Source organism: Lactobacillus apis, from assembly GCF_003150935.1.
Classification (GTDB): Bacteria; Bacillota; Bacilli; order Lactobacillales; family Lactobacillaceae; genus Lactobacillus; species Lactobacillus apis.
The window spans coordinates 193,671-213,761 of record NZ_CP029476.1; the positions used below are offsets into that span (position 1 = coordinate 193,671).

General features: G+C 37.1%; 15 protein-coding genes. 11 read left to right on the forward strand and 4 right to left on the reverse strand.

Annotation, left to right across the window (positions count from 1 at the left end; genetic code table 11):
* Positions 1-24 precede the first annotated feature (24 nt).
* The 10 genes from ychF to DKL56_RS00980 all read left to right on the forward strand — a co-directional run bounded on the left by ychF (position 25) and on the right by DKL56_RS00980 (position 12,768).
* Positions 25-1,125, forward strand: a complete 1,101-nt coding sequence (ychF, locus tag DKL56_RS00935; RefSeq protein WP_109715074.1) for a redox-regulated ATPase YchF — start codon at positions 25-27, stop codon at positions 1,123-1,125.
* A gap of 9 nt (positions 1,126-1,134) precedes the next feature.
* Positions 1,135-1,917, forward strand: coding sequence for a DUF1129 family protein (locus DKL56_RS00940; protein ID WP_109715075.1), 783 nt, complete (start codon positions 1,135-1,137; stop codon positions 1,915-1,917).
* 142 nt (positions 1,918-2,059) lie between these two features.
* Positions 2,060-3,784, forward strand: coding sequence for an ABC transporter ATP-binding protein (locus tag DKL56_RS00945; protein WP_109715076.1), 1,725 nt, complete (start codon positions 2,060-2,062; stop codon positions 3,782-3,784).
* 3 nt (positions 3,785-3,787) lie between these two features.
* Positions 3,788-5,656 (forward strand): ABC transporter ATP-binding protein, encoded by a 1,869-nt coding sequence (locus tag DKL56_RS00950; RefSeq protein ID WP_109715077.1) that lies wholly within the window; start codon positions 3,788-3,790, stop codon positions 5,654-5,656.
* 215 nt (positions 5,657-5,871) lie between these two features.
* On the forward strand, positions 5,872-7,398 hold the full coding sequence (locus DKL56_RS00955) for an ABC transporter permease/substrate-binding protein (RefSeq protein ID WP_109715078.1): 1,527 nt from the start codon (positions 5,872-5,874) through the stop codon (positions 7,396-7,398).
* 1 nt (position 7,399) lies between these two features.
* Positions 7,400-8,380 carry an ABC transporter ATP-binding protein gene (locus DKL56_RS00960; RefSeq protein WP_109715079.1) on the forward strand — a complete coding sequence of 327 codons (981 nt, stop codon included), beginning with the start codon at positions 7,400-7,402 and terminating at the stop codon, positions 8,378-8,380.
* A 165-nt stretch (positions 8,381-8,545) separates the two neighbouring features.
* The gene (croR, locus tag DKL56_RS00965; RefSeq protein ID WP_046305986.1) at positions 8,546-9,232 is read left to right on the forward strand and encodes a response regulator transcription factor CroR; all 687 of its coding nucleotides are present in this window, start codon (positions 8,546-8,548) and stop codon (positions 9,230-9,232) included.
* 6 nt (positions 9,233-9,238) lie between these two features.
* Entirely contained in the window at positions 9,239-10,393 is a 1,155-nt protein-coding gene (locus tag DKL56_RS00970; protein WP_074426012.1) for a sensor histidine kinase, read from the forward strand.
* Between the two features lie 43 nt (positions 10,394-10,436).
* The gene (locus DKL56_RS00975) at positions 10,437-12,005 is read left to right on the forward strand and encodes a UDP-N-acetylmuramoyl-L-alanyl-D-glutamate--2,6-diaminopimelate ligase (protein WP_109715080.1); all 1,569 of its coding nucleotides are present in this window, start codon (positions 10,437-10,439) and stop codon (positions 12,003-12,005) included.
* Between the two features lie 16 nt (positions 12,006-12,021).
* Entirely contained in the window at positions 12,022-12,768 is a 747-nt protein-coding gene (locus DKL56_RS00980; protein WP_109715081.1) for an aspartate/glutamate racemase family protein, read from the forward strand.
* A 173-nt stretch (positions 12,769-12,941) separates the two neighbouring features.
* On the opposite strand, the gene DKL56_RS00985 is transcribed toward DKL56_RS00980, so the two are convergent.
* From DKL56_RS00985 to DKL56_RS01000, 4 genes are all read right to left on the reverse strand, one after another.
* A complete protein-coding gene (locus tag DKL56_RS00985; protein ID WP_109715082.1) occupies positions 12,942-13,745 on the reverse strand; it encodes an ABC transporter ATP-binding protein in 804 nt (267 codons plus the stop codon).
* Positions 13,723-14,640, reverse strand: a complete 918-nt coding sequence (locus DKL56_RS00990) for an ABC transporter permease (RefSeq protein WP_109715083.1) — start codon at positions 14,638-14,640, stop codon at positions 13,723-13,725. Before DKL56_RS00990 ends, DKL56_RS00985 begins: the two co-directional genes overlap by 23 nt.
* A gap of 30 nt (positions 14,641-14,670) precedes the next feature.
* Positions 14,671-15,642 (reverse strand): ABC transporter substrate-binding protein, encoded by a 972-nt coding sequence (locus tag DKL56_RS00995; protein ID WP_109715084.1) that lies wholly within the window; start codon positions 15,640-15,642, stop codon positions 14,671-14,673.
* 400 nt (positions 15,643-16,042) lie between these two features.
* Entirely contained in the window at positions 16,043-17,014 is a 972-nt protein-coding gene (locus DKL56_RS01000) for an ABC transporter substrate-binding protein (protein WP_109715085.1), read from the reverse strand.
* 468 nt (positions 17,015-17,482) lie between these two features.
* Here DKL56_RS01000 and DKL56_RS01005 point away from each other — a divergent pair, with 468 nt between their 5' ends.
* Positions 17,483-20,044 (forward strand): sigma 54-interacting transcriptional regulator, encoded by a 2,562-nt coding sequence (locus tag DKL56_RS01005; protein ID WP_109715086.1) that lies wholly within the window; start codon positions 17,483-17,485, stop codon positions 20,042-20,044.
* Positions 20,045-20,091 lie beyond the last annotated feature (47 nt).

Here is a 20,091-nt window from a genome sequence, read left to right on the forward strand (position 1 = left end):
AGAAGTAAAAAGAAGAGGATAAAGATGTCATTAACTGCTGGTATTGTTGGATTGCCAAATGTTGGGAAGTCAACCTTATTTAACGCAATTACTAAGGCGGGGGCCGAAATGGCTAACTACCCATTCGCCACGATTGAACCAAACGTAGGGATGGTCGAAGTACCTGATAAGCGTTTGGCACGAATTCAGGAATTAGTACCTGCGAAAAAAATTGTTCACACAACTTTTGAATTTACTGATATTGCAGGTTTGGTTAAGGGTGCGTCAAAAGGTGAAGGGCTGGGTAACAAGTTCTTAGAGAACATTCGTCAAACAGATGCGATTGTTCATGTAGTACGTGCCTTTGAAGATGACAACATTACCTCTGTAACTGGTAAGGTGGATCCAGAAGAGGATATCAATACCATTAATTTGGAATTGGCAATTTCCGATTTGGATGCAGTTAACCGTAGAATTGACAAGGTAAAGAAGCTTGCACAGCAAAAAGATAAGGAAGCTAAAGCTGAACTTGCTGTTTTGGAAAAAATCAAGCCAGTTTTAGAAGAGGGCAAGGCCGTACGCTCAATCAGCTTCAATGAAGAAGAACAAAAAATTGTTAAAGGTTTGTTCTTATTGACAGCTAAGCCAGTTATCTATGTTGCCAATATTGCTGAAGACTCTATGGCCGATCCTGAAAGTGATCAATACTTCCAAATCGTTAAAAAGCATGCAGAAAGTGAAAATGCTGAGTGCTTGGGCATTTCAGCTGCTACTGAAGAAGAAATAGCCGGACTTGATGATGATGAAAAAGCTGAATTTTTAGAGGCTGAAGGTGTTAGTGAGTCAGGACTAGACCGTTTAATCAGAGCAGCATATCATATCTTAGGACTTAGAACATTCTTCACAGCTGGTGGACCAGAAACACGTGCGTGGACTTTCCATGAAGGTATGAAAGCCCCACAAGTTGCTGGTGTAATTCACTCAGACTTTGAACGTGGCTTTATCCGTGCTGAAGTTGTTTCATTTGCTGACTTGGACAAATATGAAACAATGCAAAAGGTTAAAGAAGCCGGCAAGTTGCGCCTTGAAGGAAAAGACTATGAAGTCGAAGACGGTGACATTATTGAATTTAGATTTAATGTTTAGGAAAAGATAATGGCTGAAAAGAAAACTGAAGAAGAAGTAAAAATAGATACGAGTAAGCAAGAAAAGCTGAAAGAAAAAGTTGAGATTCAAAATAAAGACGACGAAGTGAAGGAAATGAATCCAGAGCAACTGCGTCAGCAGTTGAGTAATAAAAACTCTGATTACATTTATCGCTTGCAAAAAGAATTAGAAACTCAAGGCAAAATGAGCACTGAAGATGCAAATAAACGCGTTGATGATTTATTGGCTGACTTGGTTGTTGCTCAACGTCATGGTCAACCAGCATCTACTTTCTATGGCATGGCACCCAAGCTCAAAGCAACTGATATGTTGAAGCCAAAGAAAAAGACAGCAGCTGATATCCCGTTTTGGCAATATGCAATAGATAGTGCTCTCTTATATATCGCTTTGTTTGTTGGTATTTTCGGTGTTATTGCACTCTTTACACCAAACTCGAAGAATAATTCACAAATGGGGATTTTGTCACTAGTTCTTGTAGGTGGTGTAATGGGTGTCTTCATGACCAAGTATAATGAGTGGGTCTTGCCTTCAGCTGGGAAAAACAGAAAAATTCCTTGGTCAAAACTGATTTGGGGCTTTGTCCTGATGTTGGCAGTCCTCTTCGCCTGCTTCTGGGTATTAGCAATTCCAGCATTAAGAGTTATTAACCCTGTTTTGCCTGGAATAGCTAACATTATTATTGCAGTTGCAGCATACGGAATTCGTTGGGTATTCCGGCGTCATTTCCAGATAATTGGTTCAGTTTTTAATCCGGCGACAACAAACAAGTAGGTGCTTTTTGTAAAAAAAAGGTCTATAATTAAATAACTATATATTTACAAGGATAAATAGATTTTTAAGTCTATTTATCCTTTTAAATTAAATTTGCACTCCGAGAAATAGCTATTTTCCCGTGGATAGAAAGAGGTACTTAATGATTAATACACTGCGTAAATCAATTAGGCAGTATAAGAAGCAATCTTTGCTGTCCCCACTTTTTGTTATTTGTGAGGTTATCATTGAAATGCTGATACCATATTTAGTTGGTATTTTAATTGATAATGGAATCATGAAGGGTAACATGCCGTATATCATGAAAACAGGTTTGCTGTTGTTCGTGATTACAATTGTGTCACTTGTTTTAGGTGCAGGTGCGAGCTATTTCTCCGCTCACGCTGCAGCAGGTTTTGCTGCTAATCTGCGAAAAGATATGTTTTACCATGTTCAAGACTTTTCGTTTGAAAATATCGATAAATTTTCCAGCTCCAGTCTTGTAACTAGAATGACGACAGATGTTAACAACATTCAAATGGCATATCAAATGATGATCAGAATTGCTGTTAGAGCGCCAATGATGTTGATTGTTTCAATCATTATGTCTTTAATCATCAGCCCTAGATTGTCGTTAATCTTTGTCGTTATTGCTCCTGTTTTCGTGATTATCATGGCACTTATTATTAAAAGTGCTAACCCATATTTCCCTAAAATTTTTAGGGGCTACGATCAGATGAACCAAGTGGTTCGTGAAAACATTCGTGGTATTCGTGAAGTTAAGACATATGTTCAAGAAGATGAGCAAACGACTAAGTTTAAGAAGTCGTCTGGCTTTATTTACAAGCTATTTTCAACAGCACAAAAAATCATGTCACTTAACTCAATGGTTGTGATAGCTGTTTTGAATATTTCAAACTTAGCAATTTGCTGGTTTGGTGCAAAGGAAATCGTTGGTGGTACTTTACAAGCCGGTCAATTGATTTCAATGTTCTCATATTCAAACTCCGTTTTAAACAGTCTGAATATTTTAGCAATGATCATTACTCAGCTTGTCGTTTCAGCTGCTAGTGGTCGAAGAATTGCCGAAGTAATTAATGAAAAGCCATCCATTGAAAATCCACTTAAACCATTAAAAGAAGTAACTAATGGTGAAGTCATCTTTGATCACGTTAACTTTAAGTACAATCCAGATGACAGAAATTTCGCTTTACGCGATATAAATTTAAAAATCAAACCTGGAGAAACATTGGGTATCATTGGTAAGACCGGTTCATCAAAGTCAACTTTAGTTTCAATGATTCCGCGTCTATATGATACTGATTCGGGCGCAGTTCGTGTTTCTGGACATAACGTTAAATCTTACGACTTAAAGACTTTACGTGATAATGTTGCGGTTGTTTTGCAAAATAACGTGTTATTCTCTGGCACAATTAAGGACAATCTGAAATGGGGAAATGAGAATGCAACTGACGAGCAAATTTTAGCTGCTTCAAAGATTGCCCATGCAGATGACTTTATTCAGGAAATGCCTGATAAATACGACACAATGGTTGAACAAGGCGGTAACAACGTTTCTGGTGGACAAAAGCAAAGAATTACTATTGCCAGAGCACTTTTGAAGAAACCAAAGATTTTAATTTTGGACGACTCGACTTCGGCAGTTGATACGCAAACGGAACGTGAAATTCGTGAATCGTTAGCACAAGAAATGCCTGATACGACTAAAATTATCATTTCCCAACGAATTGTTTCAATTAAGGATGCAGATCGAATTATCGTAATGGATGATGGAAACATTCAAGATATTGGTAACCATGATGAGTTGATGAAACGTAACGATCTGTATAGCTCAATTGCTAAATTCCAAGAAGAACAAAAGAAGTAGGTGATGAATTTGGATAAAGCAGTGACAAATAAAAATGCAGAAATGAAGGGGCAGCGAACTACTACCTTATTTAGATTATTGAAGTTAATCGCAAATACTAGTCCCTGGATGCTTATTACATCTATCATCGCCATTATTTTGTCGGCAGGGGCTAACATAATCGGATCACTATTTATTGAACGGTTAATTAATGTTTATATTATTCCTCTAACAAAACAAGCACATCCAAATTTTGGTCCACTTTGGCAAGCAATTGTGGTGATGTTTGGTTTTTATGCAATTGGTTTTATTTCTAGTTACCTGTTTGCCGTCTTAATGGCTGTTTTAGCTCAAAAGGTTCAGTATCGGGTACGTAATGAAATGTTTGAGCACATGGAAAAATTGCCAATTTCATATTTTGATGAAAATGACTATGGCGATATCATGAGTCGTTATACAAACGATATTGATACATTAATGCAAATGATCTCCCAGTCAATTCCGCAATTTATGAACTCAACTTTAAACATTGTCTTCGCCTTAGTGGCAATGTTTACTTTAAGTTGGCAGTTAACAATTTTCACTTTAGTGATGTTTGTGCTTTCACTAGGAATTGTGCGTTTCCTAACTTCTCGTTCATCGCACTACTTCCAATTGCAACAAAAAGAACTTGGGCAAGTTAACGGCTATAACGAAGAAATGCTTAATGGACTGAAAGTTATCAAGGTCTTCAGTCATGAGCCAGAAGTTGAAGAGGAGTTTGAAACTTACAACCATGCCCTAGAAAATGCAGCTGGTAAGGCAAATACATACGCTACTGTCTTGTTCCCCATTATGGGTAACATGGGTAACTTACTTTATGTTTTAATTGCAGTTATTGGTGGTGCCGTTTCACTTAACCACCTCGCACCAATTTCATTGGGTGTGATTGGTGCCTTCTTGCAGCTAGCAAAACAGTTCTCAATGCCAATTGCACAAATTTCGCAACAATTAAACTCAATCGTAATGGCTTTGGCTGGTGCTAAACGAATTTTTGATTTGGAAGATGAACCGGTTGAAACTGATGATGGTGATGTAACTATCACTAAGGACCGCGACGTTAAGGGTGCATGGCACTGGAATGTTCCTCAAAAAGATGGATCTGTTAAGCAAGTAACTGTCAAAGGTCACATTGTGTTTGACAATGTTAACTTTGGCTACTCACCAAATAAACAAATTTTGTATAACATTTCTCTTGATGCAAAACCAGGAATGAAAGTTGCACTTGTTGGTGAAACTGGTGCGGGTAAAACAACTATTTCCAATATGATTAATCGGTTTTATGAGATTAATTCAGGAACAATTACCTACGATGGAATTCCAATTAGCAGAATTAAGAAGGATGACTTGCGTCATTCACTATCAATTGTTTTGCAGGAAACTCACCTGTTTACCGGAACTGTAATGGATAACATCAGATTTGGCAATATGGAAGCAAGTGATGATGATGTTTACCAAGCAGCGCATTTATCGCATGCTGATGAATTCATCCATAATCTAGATGAAGGCTATAAGACTGTGATTGATGGTAATGGTGGAGATCTTTCCCAAGGACAAATGCAGTTACTAAGTATTGCGCGAGCAATGATTGCTGATGAGCCAGTAATGATTCTAGATGAAGCTACTTCAAGCATTGATACTCAAACTGAGAAACTTGTTCAAGCCGGAATGGATAACCTGCTGGCCGGACGAACTAGTTTTGTAATTGCACACCGGTTATCGACAATTGTTAACTCTGACTTGATTCTGGTTCTCGACCATGGTCACATTATTGAAGCTGGTAATCACCAAGAACTATTGAAAGAAAAAGGCTATTACTACGAGTTATATACTGGTAAAAAGGAAATCGAATAGTCTTAAATTAAGAAATCCTAATCTCTTATTAGAAGAGGTTGGGATTTTTTGTATGCTCATAAAAACGCTCAAATAAAGGAAATACCGTAAAGCAGATGTTTGGCTTAGAACACTTGTTTGTGTTATCATTATACAAAGATAAAATTATAATGATAGGTTAAAAATACTATATTCAGCATTAGCATGCATGTGGTATTAATAAAAGGAAATTAGTGATGAATCAAATACTTCAAATTCTGAGCGAACGCAGGGGCGATTTGTGGGTAGCACTCTTACAGCACTTACAAATTTCGCTTGTTTCGCTATTGTTGGCGATGATAATTGCCATGCCGCTTGCTTTTTGGGCAACGAAACACAAAAAGGCAGCGGAATTTCTCTTACAGGTGACTAGTATTTTACAAACGATTCCTTCGCTAGCTCTTTTGGGATTATTAATTCCACTTGTTGGAATTGGCACTGTTCCAGCAGTAATTGCACTTGTTGTCTACGCGTTACTGCCAATTTTTCAAAACACTTATATCGGCCTAACTGGAATTGATCCGGCATTAGAAGAAGCTGCAAATGCCTTCGGCATGTCAAGGATGCAGAAGTTATGCAAGGTTGAGATACCGCTAGCTTTACCAACAATTATTTCTGGTATTCGAACTGCACTGGTGTTAATTGTTGGAACGGCGACAATGGCTGCATTAATTGGTGCAGGTGGTCTAGGTAGTTTTATTTTACTGGGAATTGATCGCAATAATACTGCTTTGATTATTATTGGTGCGGTTTGTTCAGGTGCGCTGGCAATCTGCTTGAGCGCTCTAATTAAATGGCTTGAGCATGCATCTGTGAAAAAGGCTTTAGGCGTTTTTGCAGTTTGTCTGCTTTTCTTAGCAGGTTCAGGTATTTATCAGGCTGTGGAGAACCGTACCGAAACAATTACTATTGCAGGTAAACTTGGCTCAGAACCAGAAATTTTGATTAATATGTATAAGGAATTAATTGAAGATGGCGATGCACACGTTAAAGTTGTTTTGAAGCCGAATTTTGGTAAGACTACTTTTTTATATAGTGCACTTAAAAATAATAAAATTGATATTTATCCAGAATTTACCGGAACAATTTTAGAGACTTTTGCTAAAAAGCCAATTTCAACTTCCGGGCTTGACGAACAGCAAACTTATCAAAAAGCTCGGCAATTAATGAAACAGCAAGACAAGTTAGCTTTGTTAAAGCCAATGGTGTACGACAATACATATGCGTTAGCAGTAAAAACTTCGTTTATGAACAAGCATCATCTGCATAAAATCAGCGATTTAGCACCAATTCAGTCTCAATTAAAGGGTGGAATGACCATGGAATTCATTGATCGTGGTGATGGTTTCAAAGGAATTAAAAAGCGTTATGATATTGACTTTCCTGTTAAATCAATGGAACCAGCACTACGTTACCAAGCAATTCAACAAAATAAGGTAAATATTGTTGATGCCTATTCTACTGATAGTGAGTTACGACAATACCACTTGAGCATTCTGCGGGATGATAAACATAATTTTCCTATTTATCAGGGTGCGCCTTTAATGAGCATAGATTTTGCCAATAAACATCCAAAGATTGTTCAAAGCCTAAATAAGCTTGCGGGTAAGATTACTGAAAAAGAAATGCAGGAAATGAACTATGAAGTTAACGTAAAAAACGTTGATCCTGGCAAAGTTGCACACCAATACTTGGTTAAGCATCATTTGATTAAGGAGAATTAAGATGACGACAGCAATAAAATTTGAGCATGTAAAAAAATCTTTTGCCGATAAGTTAGTAATTAATGACCTTAATCTTGAAATTAAGCAGGGTGAATTGTTCGTCTTAGTTGGAAATTCAGGTAGTGGTAAAACAACATCAATTAAGATGATTAACCGATTGGAAGACCCTACGGCCGGACAGGTATTGGTGAATGAGCAACCAACTACTTCATATGATTTACAAAAATTACGTTGGAATATTGGTTATGTTTTACAACAAATTGCATTATTTCCGAATATGACCGTTGCTCAAAACATCTCACTAATTCCAGAAATTAAGGGCGAATGTCGGCGCAAGGATAAGAAGCAGCAAAAGAAAACTGAGCAATTGTTAACCGAAGTAGGACTTGATCCTAAAAGCTATTCTTCTCGCTATCCTAGTGAACTATCTGGCGGAGAGCAGCAACGAATAGGTATTTTACGTGCGATTGCTTCTCAGCCGCCAATTGTTTTAATGGACGAACCGTTTAGTGCGCTTGATCCATTATCTCGAACTAATTTACAAGACTTAGTTGTCGACCTGCATGAAAATCTACATAACACAATTGTTTTTGTCACCCATGATATGAGCGAGGCACTTAAAATAGCAGATCGAATTGGAATCATGAAAGATGGTGAGCTGCTTCAAGTGGGCGAGCCCAATGAAATCTTGCGTCATCCGGCTAATCAATTCGTCCAAGACTTTTTCCGTGGCAGCTTGGGTAAGGATATCTACGAAACGCCTGTAAGACAAGCAATCCTCTTCAATCAGCTGGCTGAAGATTATGGACAAGAAAGCGACCAGCTTCTAGCAATCAGCGCTGACGAAAAGTTGGCTAAAGTGCTCAGCCTTTTATGTAATGCCGAAAAAGTTGCGGTTCAGGATCATGATGGTAAATTTATTGGTTTAATTGACCGGCAATGGATAATTAAATACTTAAATGGAATAAATGATTTTAGCTAAAAGTTGGGCCAAGTGCCCAGCTTTTTTAACAAAAAGATAAGTTATGTGTGAATGTTAGGTGATTGTAACAAAATTAGCTAAAATATGAATTATAGAGTCTGCTACACTATAAGTGGTAGAGATTATTCACAATAATTAATAAATAAAAAGAAGGGACAAAGCCCTATGAAAATTTTGGTAGTCGATGACGATAAAGAAATTGTTGAATTATTGAGTATTTATCTAAAGAATGAAGGTTATACTCCGGTTATAGCATATAGTGGTAAAGAAGCTATCACTAAATTAACTACTACACCTGATATTTCGTTAATGATTTTGGACGTAATGATGCCAAGTATGAGCGGAATTGATGTAATTAAAGAAGTTCGAAAGGACTCTGATATTCCAATTATTATTGTGTCAGCTAAGACCGGAGATATGGATAAAATTCAAGGCCTAATTACTGGTGCTGATGACTACGTTTCAAAGCCATTTAATCCGCTTGAAGTAATGGCTCGGGTCCGTTCACTTTTGCGTCGTAGTCAAAAGCAAGTTAAGGATGACGAACCGGATGTTTTGGAAATCGGCCCTCTAGTTATTAACCGCGATTCACACGAAGTAAAAACAATTGATGGCAAAGATATTCAATTAACAGCTTTGGAATTTGGCATTTTGTATTTACTTGCTAGTCACCCAAATCGTGTTTTTTCTGCCGACGAAATTTTCGAACGAGTATGGCAACAGGAATCTATTGTCTCGGCCAAGACTGTAATGGTCCACGTTTCGCATTTGCGTGACAAAATCCAGAAAGCTACTGGCGGCGAAGACGTTATCCAGACTGTCTGGGGTGTAGGTTATAAGGTTGAGGCCTAAATAAAAATGAATAAAGAACATGTCAAGTTAACAGCTACGGAAAAAAGTGAACTGTTTGCTGAAGGCGTGATTACAATTGTGCTACTCCTATTACTCAATTTATCCATCGTTATTTTGATCAATTTAACGATTTTGCAAAATAAGAACTTGGTAAACGGTATTTATTTTTTGAAAAAAACAATCACGTTTGCTGGGGGTCGGCACCTATGGTCCTGGCAAAATACGTTTTTGGTCATGATGGGCATCGGCGATTTGATTGTCTTATATTGGCGTTTAATTAGACGATATCATCAAATGCAGTTGCGCCATGTTATTTCAGAGCTGCACTATATTGCTCAAGGTCATTTTGACCACACTATTTCGTTTAAAGTGAAAACCGATTTACAAAAGGTAATTGATTCAATCAATTCTTTAGTTGACAGTACTGTAAATGCAATTAATGAAGAAAGGGCAATTGAGCAATCAAAAGATGAATTAATTAGCAACGTCTCACATGATATTAGGACGCCATTAACATCAATTATTGGTTATCTCGGCTTGCTTAAATCTGGTGTAGACGATCCAGAAGAACAGCAACGCTACCTTAACATTGCGTATTCTAAAGCAGAACAAATGAAGTCGCTTGCACATGATTTGCTTGAATATACAACGCTAAAATCTACTAATACTAGTTTAAACCTGACCTCCCTGCATATTTTTTCAATGCTTGAACAAGTAGCAGCTGGTTTTGAATTTGAAGCAGATGAAAAGGGGGTTGTTTTTAACATTGAAACAAGACCCAAGGACTTGACGATTCAAGCTGACCCAGAAAAATTAGTGCGTGTGTATAATAACTTGATTACTAATGCCTTGAAATATGGTACCGGTGCTACCCAAATAAACTTGATTGCCAATTTAGTTAATAACAATGAGGTTGAATTACGGGTAGAAAATAACGGTGAGCGCATTCCCAAGGACTCTTTAAAGAAAATTTTTGAGCGTTTTTATCGTATGGAAGGCTCGCGGAATACTCAAACTGGTGGAACTGGACTGGGCTTAGCTATTACCAAGAGCATAGTCGACTTGCACCATGGCAAGATTCGTTGTGAATCCGACGATAAGTGGACACGTTTTATCATTTGTTTGCCATTAGACCCAAAGAATACAAAATCTCTAGCCTAGCTGTGTTATAATTTTGACTAGATAACAAATAGAGGGGTATAGCATGAGTATTTCTTTAAATACCTGTATTTTAATATTAAAAGAACATCACTTACTTAAATCGAGCGCAGTTCAAGATACTGTTATGACCAAAATGGAATATGTGTCATACGATTCACGTGATATTAAAACCAACACCTTGTTTTTCTGCAAAGGTGCCGGTTTTAGACCAACTTATTTATCAATGGCAAAAGATAATGGTGCTAACTGTTATGTGGCTGAACAGCCATACCCAGAAGGTAAAGGGATGCACGCACTGATTGTTCGCGATGTTTCAAAGGCAATGGCATTGCTATCTGCGACATTTTTCCGTTTTCCACAAGATGATTTGTATGTAATTGCAATTACTGGAACTAAGGGCAAGACAACAACCTCTTACTTTTTAAAGGGGATGCTAGATCAAGTTAATGGTGGACGTACTGCATTAATTTCTTCTGTTAACAATGTTGTTGGTCAAAAGCCAGAAGATACTTTTAAGTCGAGTTTAACCACACCGGAGTCACTTGATTTGTTCCGTGATATGCGTGAAGCAGTTGATAACGGAATGACTCATTTGGTAATGGAAGTTTCTAGTCAGGCTTATAAGCGTAACCGTGTCTTTGGCTTAACTTATGATTTAGGCTTCTTTTTGAACATTTCGCCTGATCATATTGGACCAAATGAACACCCAAACTTTGCAGATTATCTACATTGTAAGTTACAACTGTTGGTTAATGCGCGCAAGTGTATTATCAATGCGCAAACAGCCCACTTTGATGAAGTCTACGCAGCAGCTACAACAACAACAGATCCCGATAGTATTTACTTATTTGCGGATGAAAAGTTTACCAATCCGAGCCTAAAGCAAACAATTGACTTCCGCTTTTCTACGGAGGAACTTGATATGGCTCGTACGAAGTTCCAAGTTCTCTGTGTAAGTGACAAGGCAAAGCAGCTTAAGATAGCTGGTGAGTATCAGTTGAAGATGCTTGGTGATTTTAACGAGTCCAACGGAACTGCAGCAGTTATTGGTGCAGGTCTGGCAGGCATGGAACATGCCCCTGCTGCTAAAGGGATAAGCCAAGTATCTGTTCCCGGAAGAATGCAAACTGAAGTTACTAAGGATCATGGTGTGGTAGTTGTTGACTATGCTCATAATGAAGCATCAATGATGGCTTTAATGGGCTTCATGCAACGCGAATTTGATAATCCAAAAATCATAGTAGTAGTCGGTGCACCTGGTGATAAGGGGATTTCACGACGTCCTGGTTTTAGTAAGAGTTTGAATGCATATGCTGACAAGGCTTTTTTGACAACTGATGATCCAGGCTTTGAAGATCCAATGGAGATCTGCCAGGAAATTGACGCGGGAATTGACCACTCTAAAGTTGATGTCACAATCGAATTAGATCGACAAAAAGCAATTTATGATGCAATTAATATGTCAAAAAATGGTGACGTTGTTCTAATCTGTGGTAAGGGTGAAGATGGCTTCCAAAAGGTTCGCGGGGTCAATACTCCTTATCCTTCTGATATCAATGTAGCCCAGCAAATGATTAATGAGCTGGAAGGACAGAACGAGCACTTTAAATAGTGAGAAAAGCGCAATAATGAGAAACTTTTTTACAATTCTTGGTGGTATGGGGACAATTGCAACTGAAAGTCTTGCAAGACAACTTAACCACCGAATTAAAATCACTAAAGACCAAGACTATTTAAATTATGTTTTGGTTAATGACGCCCAAGTACCTGATCGAACAGCCTATATTAAAGACCATTCCAAACCAAACTTTTTCATCAATTTGCGTGAGGATGTTTTACAACAGGCGCAATTAGGTCCTGATTTCTTTATTATGCCGTGTAATACAGCACACTATTTTTATGATGACCTTGCTAGTCTAACTGATGTCCCTTTCTTGCATATGATGCGGATTGCAGTGCACCGGTTTGTTGAAGAATATCCTAATGAGCAGAAAATTGGCGTAATTGCGACTGAGGGATCAATTTATGACCATTTATATGTTGATGAAATTACGGCAGTTGGCCGTCAGGCAGAACTGGGTGGCCCTGAAATTCAGCCGATGGTTACTGAACTGATTTATACTAACATCAAGCAAAAGGGTGTAGTGGACGCAGAACTATATCATAGTATTTTACGTAAGATGCATGATGAGTACGGCTGTAACGTTATTTTGTTAGGTTGCACTGAACTTTCTTTAGCCCAAGAAAAAGCCCCTGATCATCCTTATAAGGTGATTGATCCTCAATCAATCATTGCTGATGTAGCGATTGAGTTAGAATTGAAAATTCGTGCGGGGATGGATCCTAAAGAAGCTGTAAAGAAGTACTTATATTAAAAAAGTTTCACTTGCTATTGTGAGTGAAACTTTTTTTAGTATGTAATTGATATTTTGGTTATTAGAAGACAAAAAATATTGCGGGGGAGAAAGATGATTGCAATCATTTTTTTGATTTGAAACAAAAATAAAAGCTCTGAAAGTATTATTCCAGAGCTTTTATTTTGGAATTTTTATACTAATAACATAGCATCGTCTTCAACTTCAGCACCAACTTGCTTTTGGAATAATTCCATTAACTTAGGCACTGTTAAGCTTTGCTTTTCTTCACCTGCTAAGTTAACTGCAACTTTTCCTTGATGCAACATAATTAGTCGATTACCGTAGCGAATAGCGTCTTCCATGTTGTGCGTAACCATGAAAGCAGTTAGCTTTTGGTCATTAATTAGCTTTTCGGTTAATTCCATTACTGTGATTGAAGTTTTGGGATCAAGAGCAGCAGTGTGCTCATCAAGTAAAATTAAATCTGGCCGTTGCAATGTGGCCATTAATAATGTAATTGCTTGACGTTGACCACCTGATAATAAACCAATTTCTGTATCCAAACGGTTTTCAAGGTTAAGTCCTAACTGAGCGAGTTGTTTTTTGAAGAACTTGCGATCTTGCTTTTTAACTCCCGGACGAAAGCCACGTCTTTGTCCACGTTTCATTGCCAAGGCTAAGTTTTCTTCTACAGTCAATCTTACTGCTGTTCCCATTTTTGGATCTTGAAAAACTCGGCTTATATTTTTAGCACGCTTGGTAACAGGCAATTTGGTAATATCAGTTCCGTTTAAAATGATTTGTCCTTCTTGGACCGGAATGGTTCCAGCAATACTGTTTAGTAAAGTGGATTTACCAGCACCATTACTACCGATAATGGTAACAAAATCACCAGCCTCTAAATCTAAATTAACGCCGCGCAGTACTCTGTTTTCATTAACGGTGCCACTCTCAAAAGTTTGGTGTAAATTTTTAATCTTTAGTACTTCTGGCATGATTTTTTCCTCCCTTTAGATTACGCGGTAAATGGAAATTAGGTAATACAAGACAAACAACTAGAACTAAGGCTGAAGCCAATTTGGCGTCTGCAGGTTCAACGTTCATCTGGAAAACTAGCGCTAAAATCAAGCGGTAAATAATTGCACCCAAGACTAAAGTTAGTAAGCGTCCCCAGATTGGCAAGTTGCGCACAAGAACTTCTGCGATAATGATTGAAGCTAAACCGATAACTAGGGTACCTACACCAGAGTTTAAGTCGGCAAAACCATTATTTTGGGCAAGCAATGCACCGGAAAGAGCAATACAACCGTTAGAAATCATGTAACCTAAAATCTTCATTTGCTCAGTTTTGATACCATTTGCGGCACTCATTTGTGGATTGTCACCAGTTGCGCGCATTGCTAAGCCAATTTCAGTTCTGAAGAAAATCACAAGTAAAGCTATTACAAGTAGGGCAATGATTAATCCCATAACGATAACTGCATTATTTCTAGATAAGCCCCATTTTTGCGCGATTGAGAAAATTGTTTCTTTACCTAAGAGAGAAACGTTAGCGGCATTTTGCATGACTCTTGAAGTAATCGAGTACAAACCAGTCATTGTGATGATTCCGGCCAATAACGATGGAATTCGTAATTTAGTATTTAAAACTCCTGTCACTAGTCCTGCAATTAAGCCACCGCCAAAAGCTGCTAGTGTAGCTATAAAGGGATTAACACCTTTAACTAGACACATTGTGGCGATTGCTCCGCCCAAGGGAAAACTGCCTTCTGCGGTCATATCGGCCAAGTCAAGAATCCGAAAAGTTAAGTATACGCCAATGGCCATTAGTGACCAAAGCAATCCTTGTGAGGACGCTGAGAGAAGTAATTCCCAAAAAGTATTTAACATTGTTCTACATTCACGCTACCTTTCTGCTATTTATTTGGGGGCCTTAATGGAATTAGGATCAATTCCAAGGGCCTTAGCCATCTTTTTGTTAACAACTAATTGTAATTTTTCTGCTTTTTCAACTGGCATATCAGCAGGTTTAGCTTTGCGATCTAAAATTTTAGCAGCCATTTTTCCTGTTTGTTCGCCAAGTGATTCATAGTCGATACCGATTGAAGCTAAACCACCAGTTTTAACTTGGTCAGTTGAGCCGGCAACCAACGGAATTTTCTTTTCTTTAACAACCTTACCAATGATTGAAGCTGCTGAAGCAAAAGTATTGTCAGTTGGAACATAGATGCCTTGAACTTTTCCTGCCAAAGTTTCAGTTACTTGTTGAACGTCATTAGTTGTATTAGCTGTTTTAACTACTACTTTTACACCAGCTTTTTTAAGAGCCTTGATTGCTAAATCTGCCTGAATCTTTGAATTTGCTTCACCAGCATTGTACATAACACCAATTGTTTTAGCTTTTGGAACAATTGATAAAAGCAATTTAATTTGCTTGTCAATTGAAACCATGTCGGTTGTACCAGTAATATTTCTGCCTGGTTTTGCGTTCGAATCAACTAACTTAGCAGCTTTTAAATCCGTTACGGCAGTGACAACTACTGGGATATCTTGAGTTGAGTTAGCCACACTTTGTGCTGCTGGAGTTGCTATTCCAAGAATTAAGTCTGACTTCTCGTTCACAAGTTTTTCACTCATACTCTTTAAGTTGTCTTGACTATTTTGAGCATTTTGGTAGTCAATCTTAAGGTTTTTACCTTCAACGTAGCCACCTTTTTTAAGACCCTTTTTAAATCCAGCATATGCTTTGTCAAGGGATGGGTGCTGTACAACTTGCAAAATCCCCACATGCTTAACTTCTGAACTGTTATCAGCTTTTTTATTATTGCTACATCCACCCAATAAGAGTAATCCGGCTAAACTTAGCCCCGCCATTAATTTTTTGATCTGCATTTTGCAATCCTCCATAAAAAAATACCCACTTACTTCTAAGTGGGTATCACAAAAATTATTTTGTAATTTTAATAGTTGCGCCTAGCCACTTAAAAGTTATGTGGCTAACCGTAAACAAATCGCTCTAGCCATCATAGATAAACTCAAACTTGCGTTTTGTTTGAACTCACCTTGATGAATTCAAACACTATCTAAAGTAGCTAAAGTAATAACGGTTATTCAGTTGTGAATTTTGACAAATATTCATTATCAAATACCTCCAACCTTGATGAAAAAATTATAGGAAAAAAAGAAGAAAAAGTCAAGTTTTGTAATGGTTGTATCTGAAAAAGGGAAGGAGAGTATTTTAGCCGAATAAAAAGGTCGCTGATATCAGTGGCCAGAATTACATTTCTTGCAGTTATTTAGGAGCTTTGATTGACTTGGGATTAATTCCAAGTGTCTTAGCCATTTTCTTGTTGACAACTAATTTCATGTCATGAGCTTTCTCAACCGGCATTTCAGCTGGTTTAGCTTTACCAGCTAAAATCTTAGCTGCCATTTTCCCAGTTTGTTCACCAAGTAATTCGTAATCAATTCCGATTGAAGCAAGTCCACCGGTTTTAACCTGATCAACTGAACTTGCCACTAGTGGCACTTTCTTCTCTTTAACAACTTTACCAACAACGTCTGCAGCGGAATCAAAAGTATTGTCGGTAGGAACGAAAATACCGTCAACCTTTGAAGCTAAAGTTTCAGTTACTTGTTGAACATCGTTAGTTGAGTTAGCTGTCTTAATTAAAACTTTGACTCCTGCTTTTTTAAGAACAGCTGTAGCTAAATCTGCTTGAATTTTTGAATTTGACTCACCGGCATTGTACATAATACCGACTGTTTTAGCCTTGGGAACAATTGATAGAAGTAGCTTAATCTGTCTCTCGATCGAAACCATATCAGTGGTCCCAGTAACATTTTTACCAGGTTTAGCATCGGACTTAACTAGCTTAGCTGCCTTTAAGTCGGTGACGGCGGTAACCACAATTGGGATATCTTGACTAGCATTTGCCAAACTTTGAGCAGCAGGAGTTGCAATACCAAGCATTAAATCGGATTTCTCATTAACCAATTTTTCACTCATACTCTTCAGATTATCTTGATTATTCTGTGCATTCTGGTAATCAATCTTAAGGTTTTTACCTTCGACATAGCCTTCTTCCTTTAACCCTTTTTTAAAGCCCTTGTATGCTTTGTCTAAAGAAGGGTGTTGAACGACTTGTAAAACACCAACGTGTTTTACGTCTGAATCATTATCAGCTTTTTTATCATTGCTGCAGCCTCCTAATAATAGTAATCCAGCTAAACTTAATCCTGCCATTAATTTTTTGATTTGCATTTTGCAATCCTCCATAAAAAATACCCACTTATTTCTAAGTGGATATCATTAACTAATCTGTAAATTAATTATTAGTACTATTTTGCTCTAATAATTAGCCACTTAGAAACCTATGTGACTAATTACACTCAAAAAGCTATAGCCATCATAGATAAATTTAAACTTTTTAGTCTAAATTCATCTAGATGAACTTAGACCTTATCTATAGTAGCTATAGTAATAACGGTTATTCTGCTGTAATTGTTGATTAGAAATCATCAAATTACCTCCAAACCTTTAATATGATTAGCATAAAGTATTAATAAAAATGTGTCAACTGGATCTAAATATATGCGGCAGTGCAAAAGGCTTATTAATTAGTGTTTTCGCCTAGGAAAAACATTTTTCAAAATTTCTTTAGTTTTTTGCAATGGAAAGCGCTATTATTTATAACTATAACAGGTAGTTAAGTTGAGGGAGTTTGAAATAATGGGTACTGCTAAGAACCGAGTCCTAAGACAAATTGATAATTTGCCCACTAATGCAGCAATTGGCACTAGTGAGTTAGCTGATGAGTTGGATTTATCAAGATCAGTTGTAAGCCATTATCTTAATCAATTGGTTAAGGATGGTAAAGTAAAAAAGATTGATGAGCGTCCTGTAAAGTGGACTAAAGTTTCAGGAAAAGTTACAAGAAATCCACCTGAGTTTGACGACGTTATTGGAAATCATGGCTCACTAGAAAAAGTGCTTGAGCAGGTAAGTGCAGCAGTAACTTATCCACCAAACGGGTTGGATGTGCTAATTACTGGCAATTCGGGAACAGGAAAAAGCTATCTGGCGAGCAAAATTTTTACATACGCTAAAAAAGAAGGTGCTATCACAGAAAAAGCACCCTATGTTGTTCTAAACTGTGCTAATTATGCTAATAATCCAGAGTTGATATCCAGTATGTTATTTGGCTATGTTAAAGGTGCATATACAGGAGCTGATAACGAAAAAGAAGGTTTATTAAAGCAAGCAGACGGTGGGTATCTTTTTTTAGATGAAGTTCATCGCTTGAGCAATGAAAATCAAGAGAAATTATTCAGTTTTATAGACACAGGACAATTTTATAAAGTTGGTGATAATGTTCATCCCGTAAGTGCAAGTGTCCGTCTAGTGATGGCAACTACAGAGAAGCCAGAGCAAGTTTTGCTCCCAACTTTTTTACGTAGAATACCAGTAAGAGTGGATTTGCCTGATTTTATCGATCGGCCAGTTGATGAGCGCTTGGAATTAATTAGTTCGCTTTTCTATGTAGAAGCTCAAAAAATCGATAAACAAATAATAGTTGATAAGCGAGTCGTTTCATCGCTTGTTCAGCTCAACCACTCAGGAAATATTGGCTATTTAAAAAACATTATCAAGGTTTCATGTGCTGCTGCTTATCATGATGAGCAAGATGCTGATGTCATTACTTTGGCATTAAAGAATTTACGGACCAATTCTTTACCACTTTTTAAAGATTATGGTCAGATCAAGGTAGGTAAAGGCAACAAAGGATTTTATACAAAAAACTTCAGTCTAGCCAACGAATTGGCAAGTATTAACGATTCGTTAAATGAGCTAGCATCTAACTATTCTACGAAAAATTTAAATAATTGCCTGTTAGAAATTCAAGCAATTAATAAGTTTCTTACTGACGATGAATTGGTATCAGGGTTACATGTACAGCATCGTTATTTGTTTAAAAAAATCATTGAAAAACAATATGGTTTGAATAAAACTCATTATCTTGAACCAATTATCTACGTTCTTTATGAGCATCACTTTAAGCCCGATTGTAACTTAGAGGATCTTAAAGAAGCTATTAGAGAGCATTTACCGCGATCATTGCATGTGTCATATAAGTTTTATGAACAGTTATCCGTTTTAGATAAAGAAAGTCAAAATGGATTGATTTTGATTTTGGCAATCTTATTGAGTGATCATGTGGATGAAAACATCCAATTGCGTGGTCTGATGGTTGCGCACGGGGAGAGTACTGCTACGAGCATTCAAAGCGTTATTAATTCACTTTGTGGTAATTATGTGTTTGATGCAATTGATATGCCAATTGATGCTGATATCAAATTAATCATTAATGAAGCTAACAAGTTAATTGCCAGTTTTAACACAACAAATGGGTTTATTTTAATGGTCGATATGGGCTCTTTAAGTCAACTTTATGCAAAAATTAGCTCTCAATTAGATGGCGATCTACTGGTCGTTAACAACCTAACGACATTAACGGCACTTGATTTAGCATTGAAAATGAAGCAAAACTTGCCATTCAAACAAATTGCTGAAAAAGCAGATAAAGACTATGGCATTAGTGTGAAGTATTATGAAGGCTTTTCACAATCACTAAATATTTTAGTTTCATGTATTTCTGGCTTGGGAATTGCCGAAAAGATTAGCGAAATTATGAGACAGTATTTGCCTAATAATATTAAGGTCATCCCACTTGGCTATAACGCATTAAAGGAAAAAATTGAAGAAAAGAAATGGTCATACTTTAAGCAGACACTATTCGTATTAACAACAATTGACATTACAGATGAAGTTGAATTTAACTTCATGAATCTATACGATATCTTGGATTCAAGCGGGGAAAACAAGCTCAAGAAGTGGCTCTCTCCATATTTAAGTCCTGAGCAGTTGGACAGTTTTAATAATGAATTGTTACGTTTCTTTTCAAAAGAGGGAATTTCAGAACGACTGAGTTTTTTAAATCCTGACGTTGTCTTAAGTGAGGTTGAAACAATTAATAAAAAATACGAAGACTTTTATAATTTAAAACTGGACGGCAAGGTCAAGCTGAATCTTTATATGCACATTGCTTTAATGATTGAACGATTGATGATGCACAATGAAGGTAAAGTTGAGGTTGAACCATCTTCGAAAAAAGAAAGTGCATTTTTTAAAATTACTAAGAGTATCTTTCAACCAATTGAATTGAAATATAATATTAAAGTTTCAACATACGAAATGTCATTGCTATATGAGCTGTTTAGACAGTTTATCTAAGAGTGTTTAAAAGCGTAAAAAGAAGTGTTTAATTTTTAAACACTTCT